This window comes from Nereida ignava (assembly GCF_047114695.1).
GTDB classification, from domain to species: domain Bacteria; phylum Pseudomonadota; class Alphaproteobacteria; order Rhodobacterales; family Rhodobacteraceae; genus Nereida; species Nereida ignava.
Genome location: NZ_CP112885.1, coordinates 815082 through 836058, shown reverse-complemented (window position 1 = coordinate 836058; position 20977 = coordinate 815082). Strand labels below are relative to the sequence as shown.

The 20977-nt window shown below is 52.4% G+C and carries 20 protein-coding genes and 1 tRNA gene; 12 read left to right on the top strand and 9 right to left on the bottom strand.

The window, feature by feature from the left end; all coding sequences use genetic code 11:
* Positions 1 to 52: 52 nt before the first annotated feature.
* The 4 genes from OLX08_RS04040 to fsa form a co-directional block, all read right to left on the bottom strand.
* Entirely contained in the window at positions 53 to 748 is a 696-nt protein-coding gene (locus tag OLX08_RS04040; protein ID WP_391482656.1) for a CDP-alcohol phosphatidyltransferase family protein, read from the bottom strand.
* A 52-nt stretch (positions 749 to 800) separates the two neighbouring features.
* On the bottom strand, positions 801 to 1745 hold the full coding sequence (locus tag OLX08_RS04035) for a tyrosine recombinase XerC (protein WP_391482655.1): 945 nt from the start codon (positions 1743 to 1745) through the stop codon (positions 801 to 803).
* Positions 1742 to 2458, bottom strand: a complete 717-nt coding sequence (locus OLX08_RS04030; RefSeq protein ID WP_391482654.1) for a DUF484 family protein — start codon at positions 2456 to 2458, stop codon at positions 1742 to 1744. Before OLX08_RS04030 ends, OLX08_RS04035 begins: the two co-directional genes overlap by 4 nt.
* Positions 2459 to 2629: 171 nt before the next feature.
* Positions 2630 to 3283: a fructose-6-phosphate aldolase gene (gene fsa, locus OLX08_RS04025; protein WP_048597776.1), complete on the bottom strand. Its 654-nt coding sequence runs from the start codon at positions 3281 to 3283 to the stop codon at positions 2630 to 2632.
* 73 nt (positions 3284 to 3356) lie between these two features.
* Here fsa and OLX08_RS04020 point away from each other — a divergent pair, with 73 nt between their 5' ends.
* From OLX08_RS04020 to OLX08_RS03990, 7 genes are all read left to right on the top strand, one after another.
* Positions 3357 to 5552, top strand: coding sequence for a primosomal protein N' (locus OLX08_RS04020; protein ID WP_412535666.1), 2196 nt, complete (start codon positions 3357 to 3359; stop codon positions 5550 to 5552).
* Positions 5553 to 5630: 78 nt separating this feature from the next.
* Complete coding sequence (locus OLX08_RS04015) at positions 5631 to 6542, top strand: nucleoside hydrolase (RefSeq protein WP_391482652.1); 912 nt, start codon at positions 5631 to 5633, stop codon at positions 6540 to 6542.
* 98 nt (positions 6543 to 6640) lie between these two features.
* Positions 6641 to 7153 carry a tetratricopeptide repeat protein gene (locus tag OLX08_RS04010; protein ID WP_391482651.1) on the top strand — a complete coding sequence of 171 codons (513 nt, stop codon included), beginning with the start codon at positions 6641 to 6643 and terminating at the stop codon, positions 7151 to 7153.
* A gap of 129 nt (positions 7154 to 7282) precedes the next feature.
* Positions 7283 to 7368: transfer RNA gene (locus tag OLX08_RS04005), tRNA-Leu, on the top strand.
* 362 nt (positions 7369 to 7730) lie between these two features.
* On the top strand, positions 7731 to 8993 hold the full coding sequence (locus tag OLX08_RS04000; RefSeq protein ID WP_391482650.1) for a hypothetical protein: 1263 nt from the start codon (positions 7731 to 7733) through the stop codon (positions 8991 to 8993).
* Between the two features lie 323 nt (positions 8994 to 9316).
* Positions 9317 to 9931 carry an SOUL family heme-binding protein gene (locus tag OLX08_RS03995; RefSeq protein WP_391482648.1) on the top strand — a complete coding sequence of 205 codons (615 nt, stop codon included), beginning with the start codon at positions 9317 to 9319 and terminating at the stop codon, positions 9929 to 9931.
* Between the two features lie 537 nt (positions 9932 to 10468).
* A complete protein-coding gene (locus OLX08_RS03990) occupies positions 10469 to 11020 on the top strand; it encodes a recombinase family protein (RefSeq protein WP_391482647.1) in 552 nt (183 codons plus the stop codon).
* A gap of 1063 nt (positions 11021 to 12083) precedes the next feature.
* Here the strand turns inward: OLX08_RS03990 and xerC are convergent.
* Together xerC and metG are read right to left on the bottom strand one after the other, a co-directional pair.
* Complete coding sequence (gene xerC / locus OLX08_RS03985) at positions 12084 to 13202, bottom strand: tyrosine recombinase XerC (protein ID WP_391482643.1); 1119 nt, start codon at positions 13200 to 13202, stop codon at positions 12084 to 12086.
* A gap of 161 nt (positions 13203 to 13363) precedes the next feature.
* Positions 13364 to 15088, bottom strand: a complete 1725-nt coding sequence (gene metG / locus OLX08_RS03980; protein WP_391482642.1) for a methionine--tRNA ligase — start codon at positions 15086 to 15088, stop codon at positions 13364 to 13366.
* Positions 15089 to 15277: 189 nt separating this feature from the next.
* Here metG and OLX08_RS03975 point away from each other — a divergent pair, with 189 nt between their 5' ends.
* On the top strand, positions 15278 to 16321 hold the full coding sequence (locus OLX08_RS03975; RefSeq protein ID WP_391482640.1) for an aldo/keto reductase: 1044 nt from the start codon (positions 15278 to 15280) through the stop codon (positions 16319 to 16321).
* 6 nt (positions 16322 to 16327) lie between these two features.
* Here OLX08_RS03975 and OLX08_RS03970 read toward each other — a convergent pair whose 3' ends face one another.
* A complete protein-coding gene (locus tag OLX08_RS03970; protein ID WP_391482639.1) occupies positions 16328 to 17014 on the bottom strand; it encodes an NUDIX hydrolase in 687 nt (228 codons plus the stop codon).
* Positions 17015 to 17026: 12 nt separating this feature from the next.
* Positions 17027 to 17410: a DUF983 domain-containing protein gene (locus OLX08_RS03965; protein ID WP_341245936.1), complete on the bottom strand. Its 384-nt coding sequence runs from the start codon at positions 17408 to 17410 to the stop codon at positions 17027 to 17029.
* Positions 17411 to 17626: 216 nt separating this feature from the next.
* Between OLX08_RS03965 and OLX08_RS03960 the strand changes: the two genes are divergently transcribed.
* Genes OLX08_RS03960 through OLX08_RS03945 form a run of 4 tightly spaced genes read left to right on the top strand, consistent with a single transcriptional unit; the run spans position 17627 to position 19603 of the window.
* On the top strand, positions 17627 to 18037 hold the full coding sequence (locus OLX08_RS03960) for a hypothetical protein (protein ID WP_391482637.1): 411 nt from the start codon (positions 17627 to 17629) through the stop codon (positions 18035 to 18037).
* A gap of 57 nt (positions 18038 to 18094) precedes the next feature.
* A complete protein-coding gene (locus OLX08_RS03955) occupies positions 18095 to 18697 on the top strand; it encodes a sigma-70 family RNA polymerase sigma factor (protein WP_391482636.1) in 603 nt (200 codons plus the stop codon).
* Complete coding sequence (locus OLX08_RS03950) at positions 18690 to 19097, top strand: hypothetical protein (RefSeq protein ID WP_391482635.1); 408 nt, start codon at positions 18690 to 18692, stop codon at positions 19095 to 19097. The genes OLX08_RS03955 and OLX08_RS03950 overlap by 8 nt, the downstream gene beginning before the upstream one ends.
* On the top strand, positions 19094 to 19603 hold the full coding sequence (locus OLX08_RS03945; RefSeq protein WP_391482634.1) for a periplasmic heavy metal sensor: 510 nt from the start codon (positions 19094 to 19096) through the stop codon (positions 19601 to 19603). The genes OLX08_RS03950 and OLX08_RS03945 overlap by 4 nt, the downstream gene beginning before the upstream one ends.
* Here OLX08_RS03945 and OLX08_RS03940 read toward each other — a convergent pair.
* Positions 19592 to 20974, bottom strand: coding sequence for a diguanylate cyclase (locus tag OLX08_RS03940; RefSeq protein ID WP_391482632.1), 1383 nt, complete (start codon positions 20972 to 20974; stop codon positions 19592 to 19594). The two genes, OLX08_RS03945 and OLX08_RS03940, sit on opposite strands and share 12 nt — an antisense overlap.
* Positions 20975 to 20977 lie beyond the last annotated feature (3 nt).

The following is a 20977-nucleotide window of genomic DNA, read 5'->3' as shown; positions in this document are numbered from 1 at the left end:
TCATCGGGCCGCCGTTTTTTCGTGTCCAATGCTGCTGAAGTCAGCGGCGAAATTACATTGTGTCTTTTTCGGTAACTTGCTGCACTGCGCCGGCGAAAAGCAGATATAACGTCGTCAGGATCAAGCCCCAGTAAACGGCGGGCTGCAAATCAAACTGTACCCAAGCGGCCCATCCTGCAAAGAACGTCCACGCCAATGCGGTAGGCAGCGTTAGTGTCCGCCAACGCTGTGTGCGTACAGGATGGACGAATTTTACAGGGGCAAACATGGCGATTGCCAGCACAATGACTGCGGCCAATATGACCCAGTGCCCCGGTTGCAGCGCGAAGAAAACCAGCACTGCCATGTTCCAGCACCCTGGAAATCCCGAGAAAGAATTGTCTTTAGTTTTCATGCGTGTATCGCAGAAATAAAGCGCGGATGTGAAGGTAATTACGATGATTGTGGCCCAGCCGGTCCACCCTTCGAGCAAACCTGATGTGAACAGCGCAAATGCCGGAATGAACACATACGTCAGGTAATCAATGATCAAATCCAGCAGCACCCCGTCAAACAAGGGAGCGTTTGTTTTCACGTCATATTTACGGGCAAGCGGACCGTCGATACCATCTACAAAAAAGGCAACAACCAGCCATAAGAACATCATGGGCCAATCGCCCTTAACGGCCTCAAGCATAGCGAGCATTGCGAAAACAGCGCCAGTGGCGGTGAACAGGTGAACAGCGAGCGCTTTATTTTTAATAGACATTTGGTGGTGCTAATCGTTTTTTGCTAAATTGCAAAGCTTTCTTAACGCCTTCTCACCTTCGCGGGTGCGCGCGCTCGTAAACATCCATCAAATGCGCAGTGTCGACTGCTGTGTAGGCTTGGGTTGTTGAAAGGGATGCGTGCCCAAGTAGTTCTTGAATGGCGCGCAAATCTCCACCGGCACCGAGCAAGTGGGTCGCAAACGAATGCCGCATGGCATGCGGGGTTGCGGTGGCGGGAAGGCCAAGTTGAAGTCTTGAGCGCTCCATCACTTTTTGAATGAGCCGTGGATTAAGCGCACCTCCACGCACGCCTCGAAACAGCGCCATGTCAGGTTCAGATGGATGGGGACAAAGTTTGATGTAGGCGTCAACGGCCTCACGCGCAGCGTTTATCACAGGGACAATGCGTTCTTTGCCGCCCTTACCCTTGATGCGCAAAACATCTGCAAGCGGTGCGTCGCGTCCTTTAAGGCCAAGGGCCTCTGAAATACGCAGACCACAGCCATAAAGCAGCGTTACAACCGCCACATCCCGCGCCCCTATCCAAGCCTCGGTTGCCTGAACCTCAAGATTATCCAGAACTTTGACAGCCGCATCTTTGGTCAACGGGCGGGGTAATTTGTTTTGAAATTTGGGTGCGCGGGTTGACAGAACGGCGGTAGGTTCAAACCCTTCGCGCTCGGCCAGCCACGCATAAAAAGACTTCACCGCAGATAACGACCGGGCCAGCGAGCGCGCGCCAACGCCGCGTCCGCGTTCAAACGCCATCCAGGCGCGCATGTCTTGCACAGTGATCGCCTTTAGCGCGTTCAAGCCTTGCGGTGCGGCTGTGTGCTGGGTGATGAAAGCCAGAAAGCCAAGGATGTCTGCTTGGTAGGCTTCGGTTGTGTTCTTGGCAGCACCTCGCAGTGCTGTCATTTGGCTTAGAAACGTCGCAAGGGCCTCCGTGGCCGCCGGACTGATCTGAACGCCAAGGTGTGGTTTTTCTTGGGTCACGCGAGCCAGCGGCGCAGAGCGCGCTCAAAAACACCACCAAAGAACGCAAGCAAATCTGTGCCCTGCTGTGGTTTGAACATGTGCGGATCTTCCGCCCCCATCACCAGCATTCCGCCAAGGCGACCTTTCCCAAGGTTCAGCTTTATACAGGCCTCAGACCGTATCCACTCGTGCTTATCGCCGTAAACGGCCGCACTTTTAGGGCTGACTTGGCGTAGGGTAACAGTACGGCTTTCACCACCTTTGCCGGCTGTCACATAGTCCTCGATAAAGCCCGCTTCATGCACGCTTAAGACATCGGCAAGTGTTTGCGCGGCCACTGTGCTGTCAGATTGGCTGCTTTCAAGAACAAGGCGGACACAATCTACTCGCAGGATTTCAGCAACCTCGCCGCCAAGGTTTTGCAAAAAGGTCGCAAATTCCGTGGGGTCCAGCATCCGCAAAATTGCGCGCTGTACTTGGTTGGTCCCCGCAAGGTTTTCATAAGCTGCGGCGATAACGCTGCGGTGGGTGTCTTCAAGCCGGTCAAGCCGTGCCTCAAGGCGCTCCATTGCAGCACCGCGCAGATCAACCACATTGGTACCTTGCCCACGATCGTTTGCGGCGACCAGCGCCATCATCACGTCATGATCCTCCAAAACCAGTTCGGGAGTTTCGATGATTGTTTTGCGCAGCGCCTCTTGGGCATCTGTCAGTTTGTTTGTGTCAGTCATGGAACCTGCTCGTGCCGAATGCTGTCGTTGTTTTTTGCTCTTGTAGCATGGTTGCGCAGAGCCGTGCAGGGGTTTTGTGCGCATATGGCTTTGACGCAACAAAAAGGCCGCACCTGCGTAATGCGGTGCGGCCTTTTTGTGTTTCTTCGCAGGCCCTAACAGGGCGAAATTTTAGACGATCTTGATGCCTGCGGCTTCAGCGTCTTTCATGAATGTCGCCAGACCAGCAGCAGTCAGCGGGTGACCTGCCAGCTTTTCGATCACTTCGGGCGGAGCCGTCATGACGTCTGCACCGATCCGTGCACAGTCTGCCACGTGGTTCACTGTACGGATTGAAGCGGCTAGAATTTCAGTCTCGTAGCCGTAGTTGTCGTAAACAGTGCGAATATCTTCGATCAGCTCGAGACCGTCGATGTTGATGTCATCAAGGCGGCCGATGAACGGGCTGATGAAAGTCGCGCCCGCTTTGGCAGCCAACAATGCCTGGTTGACCGAGAAGCACAAGGTGACGTTGACCATTTTGCCTTCGTCCGAAAGCACTTTACACGCCTTAAGTCCGTCCCATGTCAGGGGCAGCTTTACAACGATGTTGTCAGCAATCTTGGCCAGCTCGCGGCCTTCTTTGATCATGTCATCTGCGGTCAGCGCCACAACTTCTGCAGACACTGGGCCGCTGACGATGTCGCAAATCTCTTTGGTCACCTCAAGGATGTCGCGGCCTGACTTTTTGATCAGCGATGGGTTGGTTGTTACACCGTCTACCATTCCGGTTTCGTTCAGTTTCGCGATTGCATCGATATCTGCGGTATCTACAAAAAACTTCATTGTGGCATCCTCTGGCTTGGCCTTTGTCGCGTCAGCGTTTACCCCAGTAGAGGCACGTTTGAAAGGGCGCAGCGTGGGAGAGCAAAGGTATTTTCAACAAGGCGAGATCGTGGGCGTTTTGCCTGCAGGTGCGCTCGACCGCGTTTTGGATTACAAAGCGCCGGAGGGCGGCTGTAGGCTTGGTGCGTTTGTTGAGGTGCCGCTTGGGCCGCGCAAGATTGTTGGCGTTGTGTGGAAAGAAGGTGCAGGGACGTGGGATCCTGCCAAAGTGCGTTCCATCAAGCGGGTGCTTGAAGCTACGCCCATGCAGCCCAATATGCGTTCTTTTCTGACCCGTGCAGCGGAATATACTCTGACACCCATGTCTGCGATGCTGCGCCTTGCAACCCGCGCACCGGGTTTGGGCGACACGCCCGCGATGCGAAAAATCTATCGCCTTGGCGCAAATGTACCAGACCGTCTTACCCCAACCCGTGAACGGGTATTGCAGGTGCTCAAGGACTATCCGTCTTTGTCTTTTTCGCTCAAAGAAGTGGCTGATATGGCGGGGGTTACGCCGTCTGTAGTTAAAGGCTTGGCTAAGATGGGTGCTGTGGTCGAAGCAGACGCGCCCCGTGACACGGCCTATCCCAAGCTTGATCCGAGCTATGCAGGTAAAACGCTTTCACCGGATCAAGACGCTGGCGCGCGCCAATTGCGCAGCGCAGTTGCGGCAGGCAGGTATGGGACCACGCTTTTGAAGGGCGTCACAGGTTCCGGCAAAACCGAGGTGTATCTTGAAGCGGTGGCAGAGTGTTTGGCGCAGGGCCGCCAAGCTTTGGTACTGCTGCCCGAGATTGCGCTGACGTCGGAATTTCTAACCCGTGTTGAGGCCCGCTTTGGTGCGCGCCCCGCCGAGTGGCACTCAGGCGTGACCATGGCTGAACGCCGTCGTGCGTGGAAAATGGTGGGCGAGGGCGGTGCGCAATTGGTCGTCGGCGCACGATCTGCGTTGTTTTTGCCATTTCAAAACCTTGGGTTGATCGTCGTCGATGAGGAACATGATACCTCGTATAAACAAGAAGATGGGGTGCTGTATAATGCCCGCGACATGGCGGTGCTTCGCGCGTCAATTAGTGCGGCACATGTGGTTTTGGCTACTGCGACCCCAAGTTTGGAAAGCTGGGTAAACGCGGAGCAGGGCAAATATGCCAAGTTAGAGCTCAAAAGCCGCTTCGGCCCCGCTGTGATGCCCCAAATGCGCGCCGTTGATATGCGTGACCAGGACCTGCCGTCTGATCGCTGGATTAGCCCCGCTTTGGCGGATGCGGTGCGCAGCAGGATTGAAAAGTCAGAGCAGTCATTGCTGTTTATCAACCGTCGCGGCTATGCGCCGATCACGTTGTGCCGCGCCTGTGGTCATCAAATCGGGTGTGATGATTGTGACGCGCGCATGGTTGAGCACCGCTTTCTAAAACGCCTAGTTTGCCATCAATGTGGCGAGACAAAACCCATGCCGGCGGTATGCCCGTCTTGTGAGGCTGAGGATAAGTTGGCCCCCGTGGGCCCCGGTGTGGAACGTCTGACTGAAGAAGCCGAAGCGCTTTTTGAGGGCGCGCGTGTTGTCACGTTGTCGTCAGATCATTTTGGGTCGGCGCGCGCCATGAAAGAGCAAATTGAAAGCATCGCAGCGGGTGATGCGGATGTTATTATCGGGACGCAACTGGTGGCCAAGGGGCACAATTTCCCCAAGCTGACGTTGGTGGGGGTAATTGATGCGGACCTTGGCTTGCAGGGAAGTGATTTGCGCGCGGCCGAACGCACGTTTCAGTTAATGCGCCAAGTTGCAGGGCGGGCAGGGCGCGCAGAAGTTGCTGGGACTGCTTTGCTGCAAACTTACCAGCCGGATCATCCGGTTATTCGCAGTATTTTGTCGGGGGACGAAGATGGTTTCTGGGCGGCTGAGGCCGCAGAGCGCGAAGCCGCAGGTGTGCCGCCTTACGGGCGCATGGCGGGGATCATCCTGTCGTCTGAAAACGTACAAGAGATCTTTGATCTTGGCGCGGCCATGGCCCGCAATGATGGCCCGCTGCGCCAAGTCGGGGCAACTGTTTACGGGCCTGCACCTGCGCCAATCGCGCGGATCAGGGGGCGGCACCGGGTGCGGATGCTGGTTAAGGCCGATAAAACTGCGCCCTTACAGGCGGCGCTATCGCGGTGGACTGCGCAGTTCAAAATACCAAATTCAGTTCGCTTGGCGATTGATATTGATCCGCAGAGTTTTTTCTAATCTCCCACGCATTCGTTTGCGCATTCCGGTGAGCGTAAGTTGTTGTCAATTTGATGTGCGGGTTCTAGGTCTTTGCATATGAAAATGATTATAGACACAGACCCTGGCGTAGATGACGCACTGGCGATTGCGCTGGCTTGCGTGATGGATGAAATCGAGCTGATTGGCCTGACGACGGTGTTTGGGAACACCTATGTTGAGCAGTCTGCCCGCAATGCGCGCTATATGCTGGACATGCTGAAACATAAGGCACCCGTGGCCAAGGGGGCGGCGTTTGCATTGGGCCGCAACAGCCATGACCCGTCTGATTATGTGCACGGGCCCGAAGGGTTCGGCGCGCTCACGGATATTCCTCAGATTGGTCTTGATGATCCGCGCAGTGCGGCACAGTTTTTGGTGGATGCAGCGGCTGAACATAAAGGTGAGCTGGTCATTTGCCCCATTGGCCCGCTGACCAATATTGCTCTCGCGCTTGAGCTTGATCCTAATTTTGCAGCCAACGTAAAAGACATCATTCTGATGGGCGGCGCTTATCAGCATGTGGGCAACATTACGCCCCATGCGGAGGCGAATATTTACAATGATGCCGCTGCCGCAGATGCGGTGTTCGCAAGCGATCTGAACGTGACGATGGTGGGACTTGATGCCACGATGCAAACTCTTTTGACGTGGGATGACTTTGTTCAGATGGGCAAAGATGCCCCGCGCGTTGGTGGATTTATCCGCGATATTTCAGATTTCTACCTGCGGTTTTATCGCTCGATTGGTATTGAAGGTGGTTGTGCGATGCATGACAGTATGGCGGTTCTTGTTGCTGCCTTCCCCGAGCGTTTCACTTTTGAAGACAGTGGCTTACAGGTCATTCTTGAAGGGGATGAGTCGGGTCGCACCTGTGCTGATCCAAGCCGCAAGAAAACCCGCATTGCCATGGGCGTTGATACCTCGTGGGCGGTGCCTTACGTCAAAAGTGAAATTGCGCGCCTGTCGTAACGCTTGATTTATCCCGCTGCTGTGCCAGCTTATGGAACATGCGAGTACTCATTTCATCCACCCTTATCGCCACCGTGGTTTTATGTACGGCGCCCGTGATGGCACAAACTGCGCCACAAGATGCCTGCCCCGAGGTGCCCGATACCTTACGCGAACGCGGCGCACTTCATGCGGGGCTTTTGGAGGCGCCGAATGCAGCAGTCGCGCAAGTGCTTCAAGCACAGCTTTGGGAAGAGTGGTTCAAAGCCCCCGATGCGCGGGCCAAAGAGCTTTTGACCCAAGGACTAGCCCAGCGTGAAAGCTTTGCGTGGGCAGAGGCCGAGGCGACGTTTACGCAACTGATTGAGTATTGCCCTGAGTACTCTGAAGGCTGGAACCAGCGTGCGTTTATACGCTATCTGCGGGAAGACTATGCCAATGCACTTCCCGATTTGGATATGGCACTGAGCATCATGCCAGATCATATTGGTGCGCTTTCGGGCAAGGGGCTGACGTTACTCCGCATGGGGCGTGCACGATTGGCGCAGGACACAATCCGCATCGCTGTCAGCCTCAATCCGTGGTTATCAGAACGTGCCCTGTTGGTCGAAGATCCCGCGACCGATCTATAGGCGCGAGCGTCTGACTGATAGCTGCCGGCGGCTTCGCTGTCAGGTTCGATGCATTCTGCGCAGATTATGCCTTTACCTTTGTTTTGCGGTCAGTATGTAGGGGTCACCTCTCGCCCTGACGCGACGCGTGCCTGCGTGGTGGAATGGTAGACACAGGGGACTTAAAATCCCTAGGCAGGAATGCCGTGCCGGTTCGAGTCCGGCCGCAGGTACCAGGTGTCAGGGCGAGGGGGCACCATCATATCGCAAAACACGACGGTGCGCCCCACCGTGCATGATTTAGCTTTTAGTTATAAAGACATAATTGATCATCTCAGGTTGAACTTAGACTGCTTGAAGCTCGACTACAACACTGAGTGTGTGCATCTGTAGTCGAATTGTGTGCATGAGCAGCCCTTTAATTCCTCAGGTTAATCTCATCATTGTAGCCATATCCTTCTAGACTGCCTCTAAGCGAACTCATAGATCATCCTGTCGTTGCTCAGGCGTATCCTCACCGCACACGGCAAGTTTCGGTTTCATCTTGGCATTAAGTCATGTGGTGATAGGCTCATGCTCAAGTCCAATGGAGGCCCATATGACCCGTGCCAAGCTCGTCAGCAGCGATCCCCTCAGCTTAGAGAACCTATTCCCATCTAGTGAGTTCAAAGAGGTTCTGTCGCCACTGGTTGAACCAGAGGCTGAGGTTGACGTGGCAGTTGTTGACGAATGTTTGAAGGTGCTTGGCTGTTACAGTAGCCGTCCAGTATCACTCTCAAAGCTAAGGGTGCTACTGTCGAGCTTCCTGCTCCAAGCCCAGCGCCTTGAGGATAGAGTGCAACGCAAAGGTGGTGAACTCATCATTGGCTGGCCTCACGATGAAGCCTATTGGCGTATAAGATCACAGGTTGGGTACAAGATCGCTATCGCCCTGCGCAAAGCCATGATCGAACAAGGTTGGATAACCCATAAGGTGACAGCGGAGATCAATCTCTATGAGGGCATAGGTAACTGTCATGGATATCTGATTGCTGACTATGTCCCTGACATAGGTAGAGGGATAAACTTCCAATCCTCAGACATGGTCTATGCAACAAGTTCATCTGCATTGAAAACCAAGGTGGTGAACAGTGAGATAGACGACCGCACCAAGGCTCTTTGGGAGCTATGGAAGAAAGCACCGCTGACCTACGGCAATCAGAAGATGTGGCAAGCCCAACGCAAGTTCAGCGACAAGGCCCTTACCAGAGGCGGTAGGTTCTACGGTGCTTGGACGAATATGAAGCAATCAGAACGCCTCAGATGCACCATCGAAGGACAACCTGTTGCTGAGGTCGATGTTAGTGGAATGTATCCAACTCTTCTGTGTTCAATTACGGGCCACATCCCTTTCACTACAAGGTTCAAAGACCCTTACGCTGTCGAAGGCATACAGCGTGATGAGGTGAAGGCTGTCTTGGGGTCAGCTATTGGTGGGGGAACTGCTAACCAGCGGACACCGACTAAGATGATGAAGGATGCTGGTATAACGCAAGCACGACTTTCGGAGATCAGGAAGGTCATCATCCCAAAGTTCACGTGCCTTGAGGCATTGCAGAAGGGTGTGATGGACAGTGAGACGTTAGCTGTCCATGAGACAGAGATTATGATGAGGCTGGTAGAACGCCTACAGCAGCCAATCTTTCTCCTGCACGATTGCCTCGTCTGCCCTCAAGAGGCATCCCTAGACGTTGGTAAAGAGCTACAGAAAGAATACGTGAGCTACTGCCATGAGAAGGGCTGGAAGGCCGTTGCTCCTGCCTTTTCTATTGAACGTGATGGACGAGAAAAACGACTTATCAGTGGTTATCGGAACCCTTAGTTCAGCATAAGAGAAAAGGCTTGCTATACCCCCTCGTTCCCCTCCTTAAGGGGATAGCTCAAGTCTCTTCAATAGAATGTAATACTACTAGGTAATAAGAGATAAGTGGGTAGCTCATGTCCCTTATTCTATGTCATTACTCACCATAAGGTAACACTACAGTCTGTGATAACTATAAGCCTTACGCACAGAGGGTTATTGGTCGTTACACATTAGTCATAAGTGAGTCAGCAACCATACGACACACGAAACAGATTGCTTCTTTTGTGTCTCGGCTAAGGCTTGACCTTGAAGTGTCTTCTGACCAGTGCCACCTGATAAGCATGAAAGATATTCTCAGATCACTGATGCTGTACTGCCTCGTAGTAGTTCCTACTATTTTCGTTGGAGGGGCCGTTATGGCATATGAAGAGCCACCTTATGATGTCGTGTTCAGGGCTGATGGATATGAAGTCCGTGAATACGATGATCGTATAGCTGCTCAGGTTTCCAGTCAGACACGTTCTAACAAGGCGTTCAGAACCTTGTTCAAATACATCTCAGGGGCAAACCAGTCTGCTGAGAAGGTCTCTATGACCATTCCTGTCGCTCAGTCAGAGAAGATAGAGATGACTGTACCCGTTACTCAGGGGGAGCAAAGTGATGTGGGGTATATGCAGTTCTTCCTGCCTTCATCATACACCTTAGAGACAGCGCCAAGGCCTACTGACCCATCTGTAGAGGTCATTAAGGTCGAAGGTGGCTACTACGCTGTCTACAGCTACAGTGGTCGTGCAAACGACAGAAACGCTAATGATGCAGAAGCCCAACTACTGGATAGTTTAAGTCGTGATGGGGTCACAGCAACATCAGAGGTGATTAGAGCTACCTACAATGGGCCACTTACAATGCCGTTTAATCGTCGAAACGAAGCAATGGTGCGGATCGTTTGGCCCTAATTTCGTCGTAGGGCATATTCCTTAAGTTGGTTGCTCATACTCGCAAGGATCATTCCAGTTCTTCGATTCAACGGGGTATTTGTTGACACAACACATTCTAGAATATAGATTTGTTAATGTGTGGGGCGTTTACTTTTCCACCCATACTCCCACGCAATAACTGGGGTCAGATGAATCCCCTCAGTCTGACCCCTTTTTAGATATTAGTGGGCATTAGTGGCTTTGCCGCAGTTTCACAGAGCTTGGTCGTGTGATTCACGAAATGAGACACCACATTCGACTGCACACACGCAACACCACTGTCGCTAGCGTAGCGCAACAAGCTGCTTAGTGTGAAAAACCGTTAACTAGCTGACTAGGCCTTCACGGATGGTCGTGATGGCAAGTGTCTCGATCTCAATAACTTAGTAACATGGGGTGTAGCGTATTGGTGCTGTTACTGTGTTACTGGCTTGAGGGTAACATTAGAGTTATTTTCCTTGATGATGTTACTGGAAATAATGTACTCTAGTATCAAATGTTACCGTAGGGGCGACTATGTCAGTCATTGGATACAAACGTGTTTCAAGCGAAGGTCAGAACTTAGACCGTCAAGACCTTGGTGAAGTAGATAAGGTCTTTGAGGAGAAGCTGTCGGGTAAGTCAGCCAAAGATAGACCAGCACTACAAGCTATGATCGACTACGCTCGTGAGGGTGATGCTGTTGTGGTGTGCTCTATCGACAGGTTGGCTAGGGACTTAAGAGACCTACAGGACATCATCAGTACTCTGAACGACAAAGGGGTATCTATCAGCTTCCTCTCTGAACGACTGACGTTCTCTGCTGAGGCAGATGATGCATTTGCCAAACTACAGTTGCAGATGATGGGGGCTTTCGCTGAGTTTGAACGGAACATCATCAAGAAGCGACAAGCTGAGGGGATTGCCAAGGCGAAGGCTAAAGGTGTCTACAAGGGAACCAAGAAGCGGATTGATAGGGTGAAGGTGCATCAGTTGAAGGCTGAGGGGTGCAGTACCTACAAGATTGCTGAGCAGATGGGCATCAGCCGTATGTCAGTTCACAGGATACTGAACACAGAGGTTATGTGAGTAGAGGCGTTGAGATATTCACGGAGAGGCGAAAACTTTTGGGCGGTCAGTGTTCATTTGGGCCGCTAGGGATGCCTCAGATTTCAATAAAGGTGCAAAATATATTATCTTAATCAGCTAACTTGAAAATATTCTGAACATTCATCAAAGTATGGGTTAACACGAACAACTTGGGTGTAACTGTTGCTCATAAGAATTTTAGTGAACTCGTCTCTGTCAGTAGTTTTGCTGGCTTTGTGCCTGATGTTTTCATGGAAAGCGCTTTCACAGACAAATTTTCTGTTTAAGCATCTGTATGAATACAATGGAATTGCTGAACAGATTGCCCAATACGGCCCTCAAAATCGTAACCGAACTGGATTTGAAACCACAACAAAAGAGGAAAGGGCAATCGTATTTGGTGAAATAGTTAAATCCGTTAATAATGATGGGTTAGGCTTAGAAAAAAATTACATATCGCTCCCCTAATGGTGAGGTAATTGATACGTTTCTAACTCAGCCTGAAATAGATCACTTAAATGATGTAGCTCGCTTGATTGCCTCCTTAAATAAGGCATCAACGTATCTAACGGGGTTCATAGTCTTTATATTTGTACTCAGTTGGGTCTGTAAAACACGTAAAATTCTTGATATTTGGAGACCCTTCACCTTAGGGAAAACATTTTTCAGTATGACAGCGCTTTTATTGAGTGGTCTCGCTGCTGTATTCTTGATTGGCCCACAAAAGGTTTTCTACAGGATGCACGAATGGGTTTTCGCAGACATGGCCCAATGGCACTTCTATTTTCAAGACTCATTGATGACTACTATGTTAACAGAACCGCTGTTTGGCAGCATAGCTGTATTGCTTGTGATAACTGCATTTCTAGCATGGTTCTTTCTATCCATTTTGATCCAGAGAGTTTTGAGTTAACATTTCTTCGGGTAAATTGCAGTTATGCCTAAACAGAAAGAACGTAACTCAATGAAAGCAAGAGACCCCTATCTTTTGCGCAGTTGAATGCGCCTTGGTTGGTTTCCGTATATGAAGCCAAGGCAAGAATTTGGTTTGATCTTTCTTTGGCTAGGTGATCGCAACTTGATCCATGTAACGCCGAAGATGGTCTATACTATAACCCTTGCCGTAGCTTGACCCTATGCTTGAGATCAAAGACCAACCACCAAGCTGATCTATGGCTTCCAATGGAACCTCAGCAGCCCTGAGGCGGTCTCTGAACGTGTGTCTAAGGCTATGGGCCGTTAAGTTCCATCTCCTCTTAGTCCACTTGGCTAAGGCATTACTTGCGTGTGTGGCGTAGCAACCGTCTTCCTTAATGTACCTTGGAAACAGCCACTCATCATCTGAGTGCTCAAGTGCCATAGATAAGGCCAAACAAGCAGTAGGTGTAAGAGGTAGAGATCGCTCTGAACGCACAGTCTTTAGCCTTCGTTTTTCATTAGGACGGATGTGCAAAACACGATTATCAAGGTCAACATCCCCTACCTTCAACCCAACGACCTCCGCCAAACGACAGCCAGTCTCACCAAGGATAGGAAATAGAAGCTGTACGTTAGAAGATGATGACAGTGCTTGTTTGTAGCCGCCCAATAGCTGGTCAACTGTAAAAGACCCTCGTCTGTCTACATCTTTGCCCTCTTGCGGTATTACCACACGAGTCCAAGGGTTACGTCGTTCTATATCCAACTCAGCATATGAGTAGTTGAAGATTGCAGACAGGCTGTTCAGTTTACGCCTCACTGTGGCAGTCTTAACTTCTCTTTGTCGCATATAGCTCAAGAAGACTCTTACATCCTCTCGTGTGTAGTCAGTTATTTCCCTGTCACCTGCTACAGCTATGAGATGCTTGACGGCGATCTTTACGGGTTTTTCGGATATATCCCTGACAGATAGGTACTCCTGCATCATCTCAGACAGAAGAGTGGATTTTGGCATGAGGCTTCTGGCAGCAGCTTTATAGTCTAATTTACTACCAGTCCTAAGACTGCCCATGATAAGTGGAGTTAACCTTCTTACCACCTTCTCAACATCATCAACAGAAATGTAGTTTGGCTTACAATCGCTGACGTCACAAATCTTGAAACGAATTGTAGAAATACCGTAGTCGACTACAAACTGTTTAGGTACTCTGAGGTTATAATAGTATGATCCATTACGTATGATTGTGTTTGCTATTGTGTGCATTTGTGAGCCTCTCAAAGCGTTAAAACTTTGAGACAACCATTAACTATCAATAACTTAGCATCTAAACCAATGGTGCTGGCCGCAGGTACCAGGTGTCGGGGCGAGGGGGCACCATCAGATCACAAAACACGACGGTGCGCCTCAACACGCATGATTAGGTGTTAGTCACGTGTGCCAGCAAAACGCTCTGACCATTCTGTGACCTGATCATCAGTAATTTTTGCGAACAACACATCAGGTACATTGAATCCATGACCTTCAGGCAGCGCGGTTAGGGCCGTGCGGATGTCTGTGGGCCACGCCATATCAAGGGTGTTCATATCTGCGCATACCCGCGCTGCGGCCGTTGGGATGAACGGCGCTGACAGTACTGCGTAAATTCGGATCAGGTTCAGGGCCAGTCGAATTTGTGCCGCAGCTTGATCGGGGTCCGTTTTGAACGTGGACCACGGTGCCACATCCTGCAGATACTCATTGCCTGCCGCCCACATTGCCCGCAATTCGGCTGCGGATTTGCGGACTTCCATGGCTTCCATATGTGCTTCGTAGGCGCGCAAACGGCTTTCCAATTCCTGGATCAGCGCCTCTTCACGCTCGCCCCATGCACCACCTGCCGGGATGGCTGGTTCGAATTTCGAGTTACAGAATTTGGTGACGCGGCTTATGAAATTCCCCAACACATCTGCGAGGTCCTTGTTCACGCCCCCTTGGAAACCGTCCCATGTAAATTCGGCATCGCTGCTTTCAGGGCAGTTGCTCAGGAGCCACCAGCGCCAGTAATCGGCGGGCAAAATTTCAAGTGCTTGGTCCATAAACACACCGCGTCCACGCGATGTTGAGAATTGTCCGCCGTCGTAGTTGAGATAGTTGAAAGACTTGATGTAATCCACAAGCTTCCACGGCTCATTCGAGCCCATGATTGTGGCTGGGAAGCTTAGGGTGTGGAAAGGTACGTTATCTTTGCCCATGAATTGCGTGTAGCGCACATCGTCGGCGCCTTTGTCAGTGCGCCACCAGCGTTCCCAATCGCTGCCTTTGCCGGCTTCAACCCACTCGCCTGCGCAGGCGATGTATTCGATGGGGGCGTCAAACCAGACGTAGAAAACCTTGCCCTCCATACCGGGCCACGGGCCGTCGGCGCGCATCACTGGCACGCCCCAATCCAGATCACGGGTGATGCCGCGGTCTTGCAAACCATCCCCGTCGTGCAGCCATTTTTTGGCGATCGATGTGGTAAGAACGGGCCAGTCGGCTTTCTGGTTGATCCAGTTATCCAACGTGTCGCACATCTTGGATTGCTTCAAAAACAAGTGCCGCGTCTCGCGGACCTCAAGGTCAGTGCTGCCTGAAATGGTTGAGCGGGCGTCGATCAAGTCTGTTGGGTCAAGTTGCTTGGTGCAATTGTCACATTGATCGCCGCGTGCGCTGTCAAAGCCGCAGTTAGGGCAGGTGCCTTCTACATAGCGGTCAGGCAGGAACCGGCCGTCCGCTTTTGAATAAACCTGCTCTGTCACGATTTCTTCGATCAAGCCCTCCTCAGACAAGCGCTGCGCAAAGTGCTGGGTCAACGCGTGGTTTTGCGGGCTGGACGAGCGCCCGAAATGATCAAATGACAGCCCGAAACCTTCGGCGATCTTGGCCTGTACTTCCCACATATCGGCGCAATATTCAGCAACGGGCTTGCCAGCTTTTGCAGCCGCCAGTTCCGCGGGCGTGCCGTGTTCATCTGTGGCACATAAAAACAGCACTTCTGCGCCGCGTGCCCGTTGGTAGCGCGCAAACAAATCCGCTGGCAGCTGGCTTCCCACAAGGTTGCCTAAGTGCTTGATCCCATTGATGTATGGGATTGCTGAAGTAATCAGGTGACGTTTTGCTTGGCTGCTCATGTGGGGCGACATCCTACTGGAATACGAAAAATGTGGGCGTTGATCACTCCGTGTAACCGCCTTGGTTGGCTTGCGCAATTACTGAGGCGGTCTGTGGTGGCCCTTTCCCTTTTGGCATCCGCGCATTAGCAATACTGAAACGTTTGTCTGGCAGTTGGGTCAGGCGCCTGAATTTAAGGAGAAGCCGCAATGAAATACGTCACTCTTGGGCGCACCGATCTGTCCGTATCCGCCCTTTGTCTGGGGTCCATGACGTGGGGATCGCAAAACACGATTGAAGACGCCCACGAACAGATCAACACGTCCCTCGCGGCAGGCATCAACTTTGTAGACACAGCCGAGATGTATCCAGTCAATCCTGTGAAAGCCGAAACCGTAGGGCGTACCGAGCGTATTATTGGCCAATGGTTTGAACGTGTGGGCCAGCGCGCAAACATTATTTTGGCGACCAAACACTCTGGTGAGGGGCTCAAACACGTACGCGACGGCGCGCCGATTACGCCCAAGAGTATCCCGCAAGCCATCGAAGGTAGCCTGCGCCGTTTGAATACTGATTACATCGATCTGTATCAGTTCCACTGGCCGAACCGCGGCAGTTATATGTTCCGCCAAAACTGGAGCTATGATCCATCGGGGCAGAAACCTGATGAGGTGCGCCAGAATATGGCTGATTGCATGGGCGCACTCCAAGATGAGATCAAACGCGGCACCATTCGCCACTTTGGTCTTTCTAACGAATCTGCCTGGGGGATGTCCGAGTGGCTTAAGGCAGCGGACGCAACAGGCGGTCCGCGTCCTGTATCGCTGCAAAACGAATACTCTTTGATGTGCCGCCTTTATGATACCGATCTGGGCGAGTTGTCGTGCAATGAAGACATCACCTGCTTGCCGTTTTCTCCGCTGGCAGCGGGTCTTTTGACCGGCAAATATCAAGGGGGGGCGATCCCTGAGGGCAGCCGGATGGACCTGAATGGTGATTTGGGCGGGCGTAAATCAGCGAATGGTTTTGCCGCTGTTGATACCTATCTGAAAATTGCAAAGAAGTTCGGCCTTGATGCAACTCAAATGGCGCTCGCGTGGTCAATGCAGCGTCCTTTCAAGACGTCTTCGATTTTTGGTGCAACAACGATGGCGCAGTTGGAGAATTCTTTGAAAGCCGCGGATCTTGTTCTGTCGGATGAGGTGATGACGGCGCTTGATGTAGCGGGCCGTGCGCATCCACAGCCGTACTGATGCGCGTTAGGTGATTGGGTTGATTAATGGGCGGACAATGTTGTGGTCGTCGGTGTTGTCCATAAACATGGGGTAGGCGGGCCATACCTTGCGCGTCACAAATCTTTGCACCTCTGCCAAGACCACATCAGTGACAAATGGTAAATCCAGCTGCCGTGCCTCGGCCAGTGGGACCCAATGCAGATGCGATAACTCGTCTTGCGCGCGATCAAAGCAATCTGGGTCAGTGCGCAAGGCATCTGCATTCGCTACAAAAAAACGCGCATCGAAACGCCTTGGGCGACCTTGCGGTGTGATCGCCCGAAATATGAAGCGCAAATCGGTGCCGTTGGGTACGTGACCGGTCTGCGCATAGCTTGCCCATCCCTCGGGGACGTGATCGGTTGGCCAAGTTCCAGCGCTTCCTAAAATCTGACCAGTTTCCTCCCAAAGCTCACGGATTGCTGCTGCGGCTAACGCGGGGGTGGGCACGTCACTCGCATCACGCGCGCCGGCTATCTGTCCTTGCTGCGCTACTTCTATATCGTAGTCATTCTTATCAACCGCACCACCTGGGAAGACAAATTTAGAGGGCATGAAAGCTGCCGCTGCACCCCGTTGGCCCATCAATACTGCTGGGCCGCCATCTGTTTGCCGCAGCAAAATAATGCTTGCCGCGTCTTTGATTGGTGTGTTGCAGGGGCTGCCGCTCATGACATGTGCACGTTAGTCGTGTGAGAAACCATGCATGCGCTTGGCCCACTGTAGGCCGACAATTGCCCCTTTAAGGCGCGGCAACAGGTAAAGTGATAAAGCCACACACCCAACGGAAAGGCTTGTTGCCAAAATCAGGGGGTCCGGCTGCCAATGCGTAAACGCAATGTGCAAAAACGGCGCCATCACGTGGCCAACAATCAAAATGGTTAAATATGCAGGTCCGTCGTCGGCGCGGTGCCCGCTTAGGTCTTGCTGGCAATTCATACATGAGCTGTCGACAGTCAGATATCCTTTGAACATATGCCCGACGCCGCATTTCGGACAGCGGCGTTTCCAGCCTCTGATCATTGCTGGCTTCGCGGGGCGTTCGGCGACGTCGTAGGTATCTTTCATTGGGTCGGCCAATCATTCAACTGCTGAAGTCTGCTTTCTTACACGGCTGTCCGCTGTAGCGAAACAGCGCATTTCTAATCGCGTCCCCATGTCGCGGAAATTGGGCTTTGGAAAATAATTTCCGCATTTTGCGACGGAAACTTTGGGGTCTACCGTTTGATGAATATAACCGCCCCGAAATACTGATGGGGCACATTAGAGAAGAAAGAAGTAACAATGTCTCCCATTACCAAAATGAGCCTCGCCCTTGCCGCAGCACTGAGCCTGACAATTGGCATAGCCGAGGCACGCAAAGGCCCACCAGAGCCGGTGGCGTTTGAAGTGATTGATTTGGACAGTGACGGTCAAATTACGGCGCAAGAAATGAGTGAGCACCGCAGCACGCGCGCGGCTGATCGCATCACCAAGATGTTTGAACGGGCAGACGCCAATGAGGATGGTCTGTTGAGCGTTGAGGAAATGCAGGCTGTGGCGCCACACGCCAAGAAAGGGAAAATGCGCGGGTTTGGGCGCATGGATGCAGATGCGGATGGCGCGATAACCAAACAAGAATACGACACAGCTTTGGCAGCGCGAGCAGAGCATTCAAAGCAGGGTGGCAAGCACAAGGAAAACCGCGGCGAGTAACAAATGGCGCAGACGCGGTCTTGTTGCAGGCCCGCGTCTGCGTCACGGTGATATCAGATGACAGCGCTTCCGAAACATACGCCAGAGATCATGCATGAACATGATCCAAACGCTTCACTTCTCGCGGCTTATGTTGCGGGAGACGTCCATGCAGCGGCGGCTTTGACGCGGGCGGTAACGCCCATGATTTATGCGTTGGCTATGCGGATGCTGGGCGAGCAAGGTGCGGCGGAAGATGTGACACAAGACGCGATGTTGCGGTTGTGGCGCCACGCGCCCAAGTGGGAGTACGGTCGGGCTAAAATCTCAACGTGGCTCTACCGGGTGGCGTCTAATTTATGCACGGATCGGTTGCGCGCGCGGCGAGACTTTATACCTGCCGACGCGGTTGCTGAATTAGTGAGTGATGATCCATCCGCGGTAGATGCGCTGCAAGCGCGGGCGCGGGCAGCAGCACTTCGAGACGGCATTGCACAACTGCCTGAACGCCAAGCCCAAGCTGTGGCCCTAAGACACCTGAGTAATTTAACTAATCCAGAGATTGCCGAAATCATGGAGTGCAAAGTTGAAGCTGTGGAAAGTTTGATCGCCCGCGGGAAAAGACAATTGGCGGCCGTGTTGGCGCCTCAAAAGGACGCGTTAGGATTTACTGATGACTGATAAATTGAGATCTAAGCCCCTAGATGCCGTGCAGCTGGACAGCTTGTTTGAGGCTGCATCAGATGTGGAGATCGCACCGACAGAGGCTTTTTGGGCGCGACTGACTGAGGATGCGGTTGAGGTGCATGACGGCGCTTTGGTTGCTTCTTCCAAACAAAACGCCAAAGGCGCATCGCTCAAAAACACACTACAAAACCTGTGGCAGGAGATGGGTGGATGGCGTGCGCTGGGTGGCTTAACGGCAGTCTTGGCGATTGGCGTCATGATCGGGTTTAACCCACCGGATGTTGCCATGGCGTCACTGGAAGATCTTGGTTTAGTGGCCAGTGACGAGGTGTTGCTGGTCGGGCTTGAGGGCGATTGGTTTGGATTTGACGCGTTTGAAGGGGCAGAAGGATGACTGAGCAAATGAAAAAACGAGTGAGCCATAAATGGCGTGTTGCTTTTTTCGTATCTCTGGCTGGAAACATCGCAATTTTAGGGATCGTTGTTGGTACTGTTCTTGGTGGTGAGCGTGGCGCTCATGGGCGGCTTGATGGGGCAAAGTCTGCTGCGCGTATGGGGCCTGTGGGTCAGGTTGTGCGGGCATTGCCACGCGAGGATCGACGCGCGCTTGGGCAGGCCATGCGACAATTGCGCGATGATAACCGCGCCAGTTTTGGCACGCCGGCTGCGCAAATGGACGCATGGATAAGCGCTTTATCTGCGCAACCATTCGACGCTGCGCGGTTGAGTAAGTTGATTGCAATAGGGCGGGCGAGCCAAAATGCACGCGGTCAACTTGGCGGTGACTTGTTGATCGAGAAAATTACGGCGATGAGTGATGCAGAACGCGATGAATTGGTCGAAAATCTGCGTCGGGACCGTGAGCGCGGTTTTGGGGCCAAAAGTGGTTTAGGCCGCTGATCGCTGGACTGTGACTTTGTTGCGACCGCCTTGCTTTGATAAATACATCCCGCGATCCGCTTGGGCGATCAACATATGCACATCTGGCTCAGTCGCACTGAGGCCGCCCAAAACCATGCCAATGCTGACGCTGATTTTGAGAGGGGTGTGATCTGCGGCGCACTCGATGCGGGTGTCAAAAATAATCCGCCTTAGCCGGTTGGCCGCCGCGCGCCCCTCATCAAGGTCTGTGGCGGGCATTGCGACCAAAAACTCTTCACCACCGATGCGAGCAACCAGATCAATGGCGCGCAAATTGTCCCTTAGCCGATTTGCCACCTCGATAAGAACCGCATCGCCGACAGAATGCCCAAATGTATCGTTCACCAGTTTGAAGTGATCGAGGTCCAGCAGCATGAGGGTAAATGGTTTGTTCGTTGCCAGTGCTGTTTCTTGCATTCGTTCAAGGTGGGGAATGGCGTAGCGGCGATTATAAAGGCCGGTTAGTGGATCACTCACAGCCGCACGCAACCCATCGGCCACGCGGTTGCGCAGGTAGGCACCCGCTTGTGCGCGGCGACCTTGCCGGCCAAGGCGCAGGGCTAATTCTTCTTGGCTGCAGTTTTGGCTGACCACATCATCCGCACCCAGATCCAGCGCGAAGCTTACGATGGCATCTTGGTGCATCGGCAAAACCAGTACGATCGCCGCGTGACGTGTGCTGCTGCGGCTACGTAGGTCCGTAATGACCGAAAGATCGCAGCCTGCACCCAACTGTGGTGGCGTTACTAAAAAGATGTCAGAAGCCGCAACGCTTTCATGCTCAGAATCGAAATCATTCCACATAAATGTCTGCGTATTGAATTGGTTGCTACCTTTAAGCTGTTGTTTGGTATGGCATAAAGCCTGCGTATCAGGTGACAGAATAGTTAGGTTGATGCGGCGTTCAAAAGTGCTGATGGGTTCTGCAAACCCTAAAACGCGGTCCGTATCTTCGCGTAGGCGTGCTTCCTCGCGTGTGGTTCTTGCCCGCATGACGCGGCGGATGCGTGCCAACAGATGCTGATCGGCAACAGGACGGAAAAGGACATCTTCGGCGCCTGCGCGCAGAACATCTGTGACAATAGAACCATCGCCCTCGGCTGCTAGAATAAGTACCGGCACGCTGGCTAGCGCGTGGTCTGAATTGATATGCTGGCAAAGCTTTTGAGCGGTCATATCGCCGCAGTCAGGAGCACAGATCACCAGATCGGCACCCTGTTTGCGCAGAATGCGCAGAGCGTCGTGTCCATTCTCCGCAAGCATCACATCATAGTTTGCCCGCGCGAGCCGCACTTTCAGAACGATACGGTTTGTGGCAACTTGATCAATGATGAGAATGCGTTCAGTCATAGC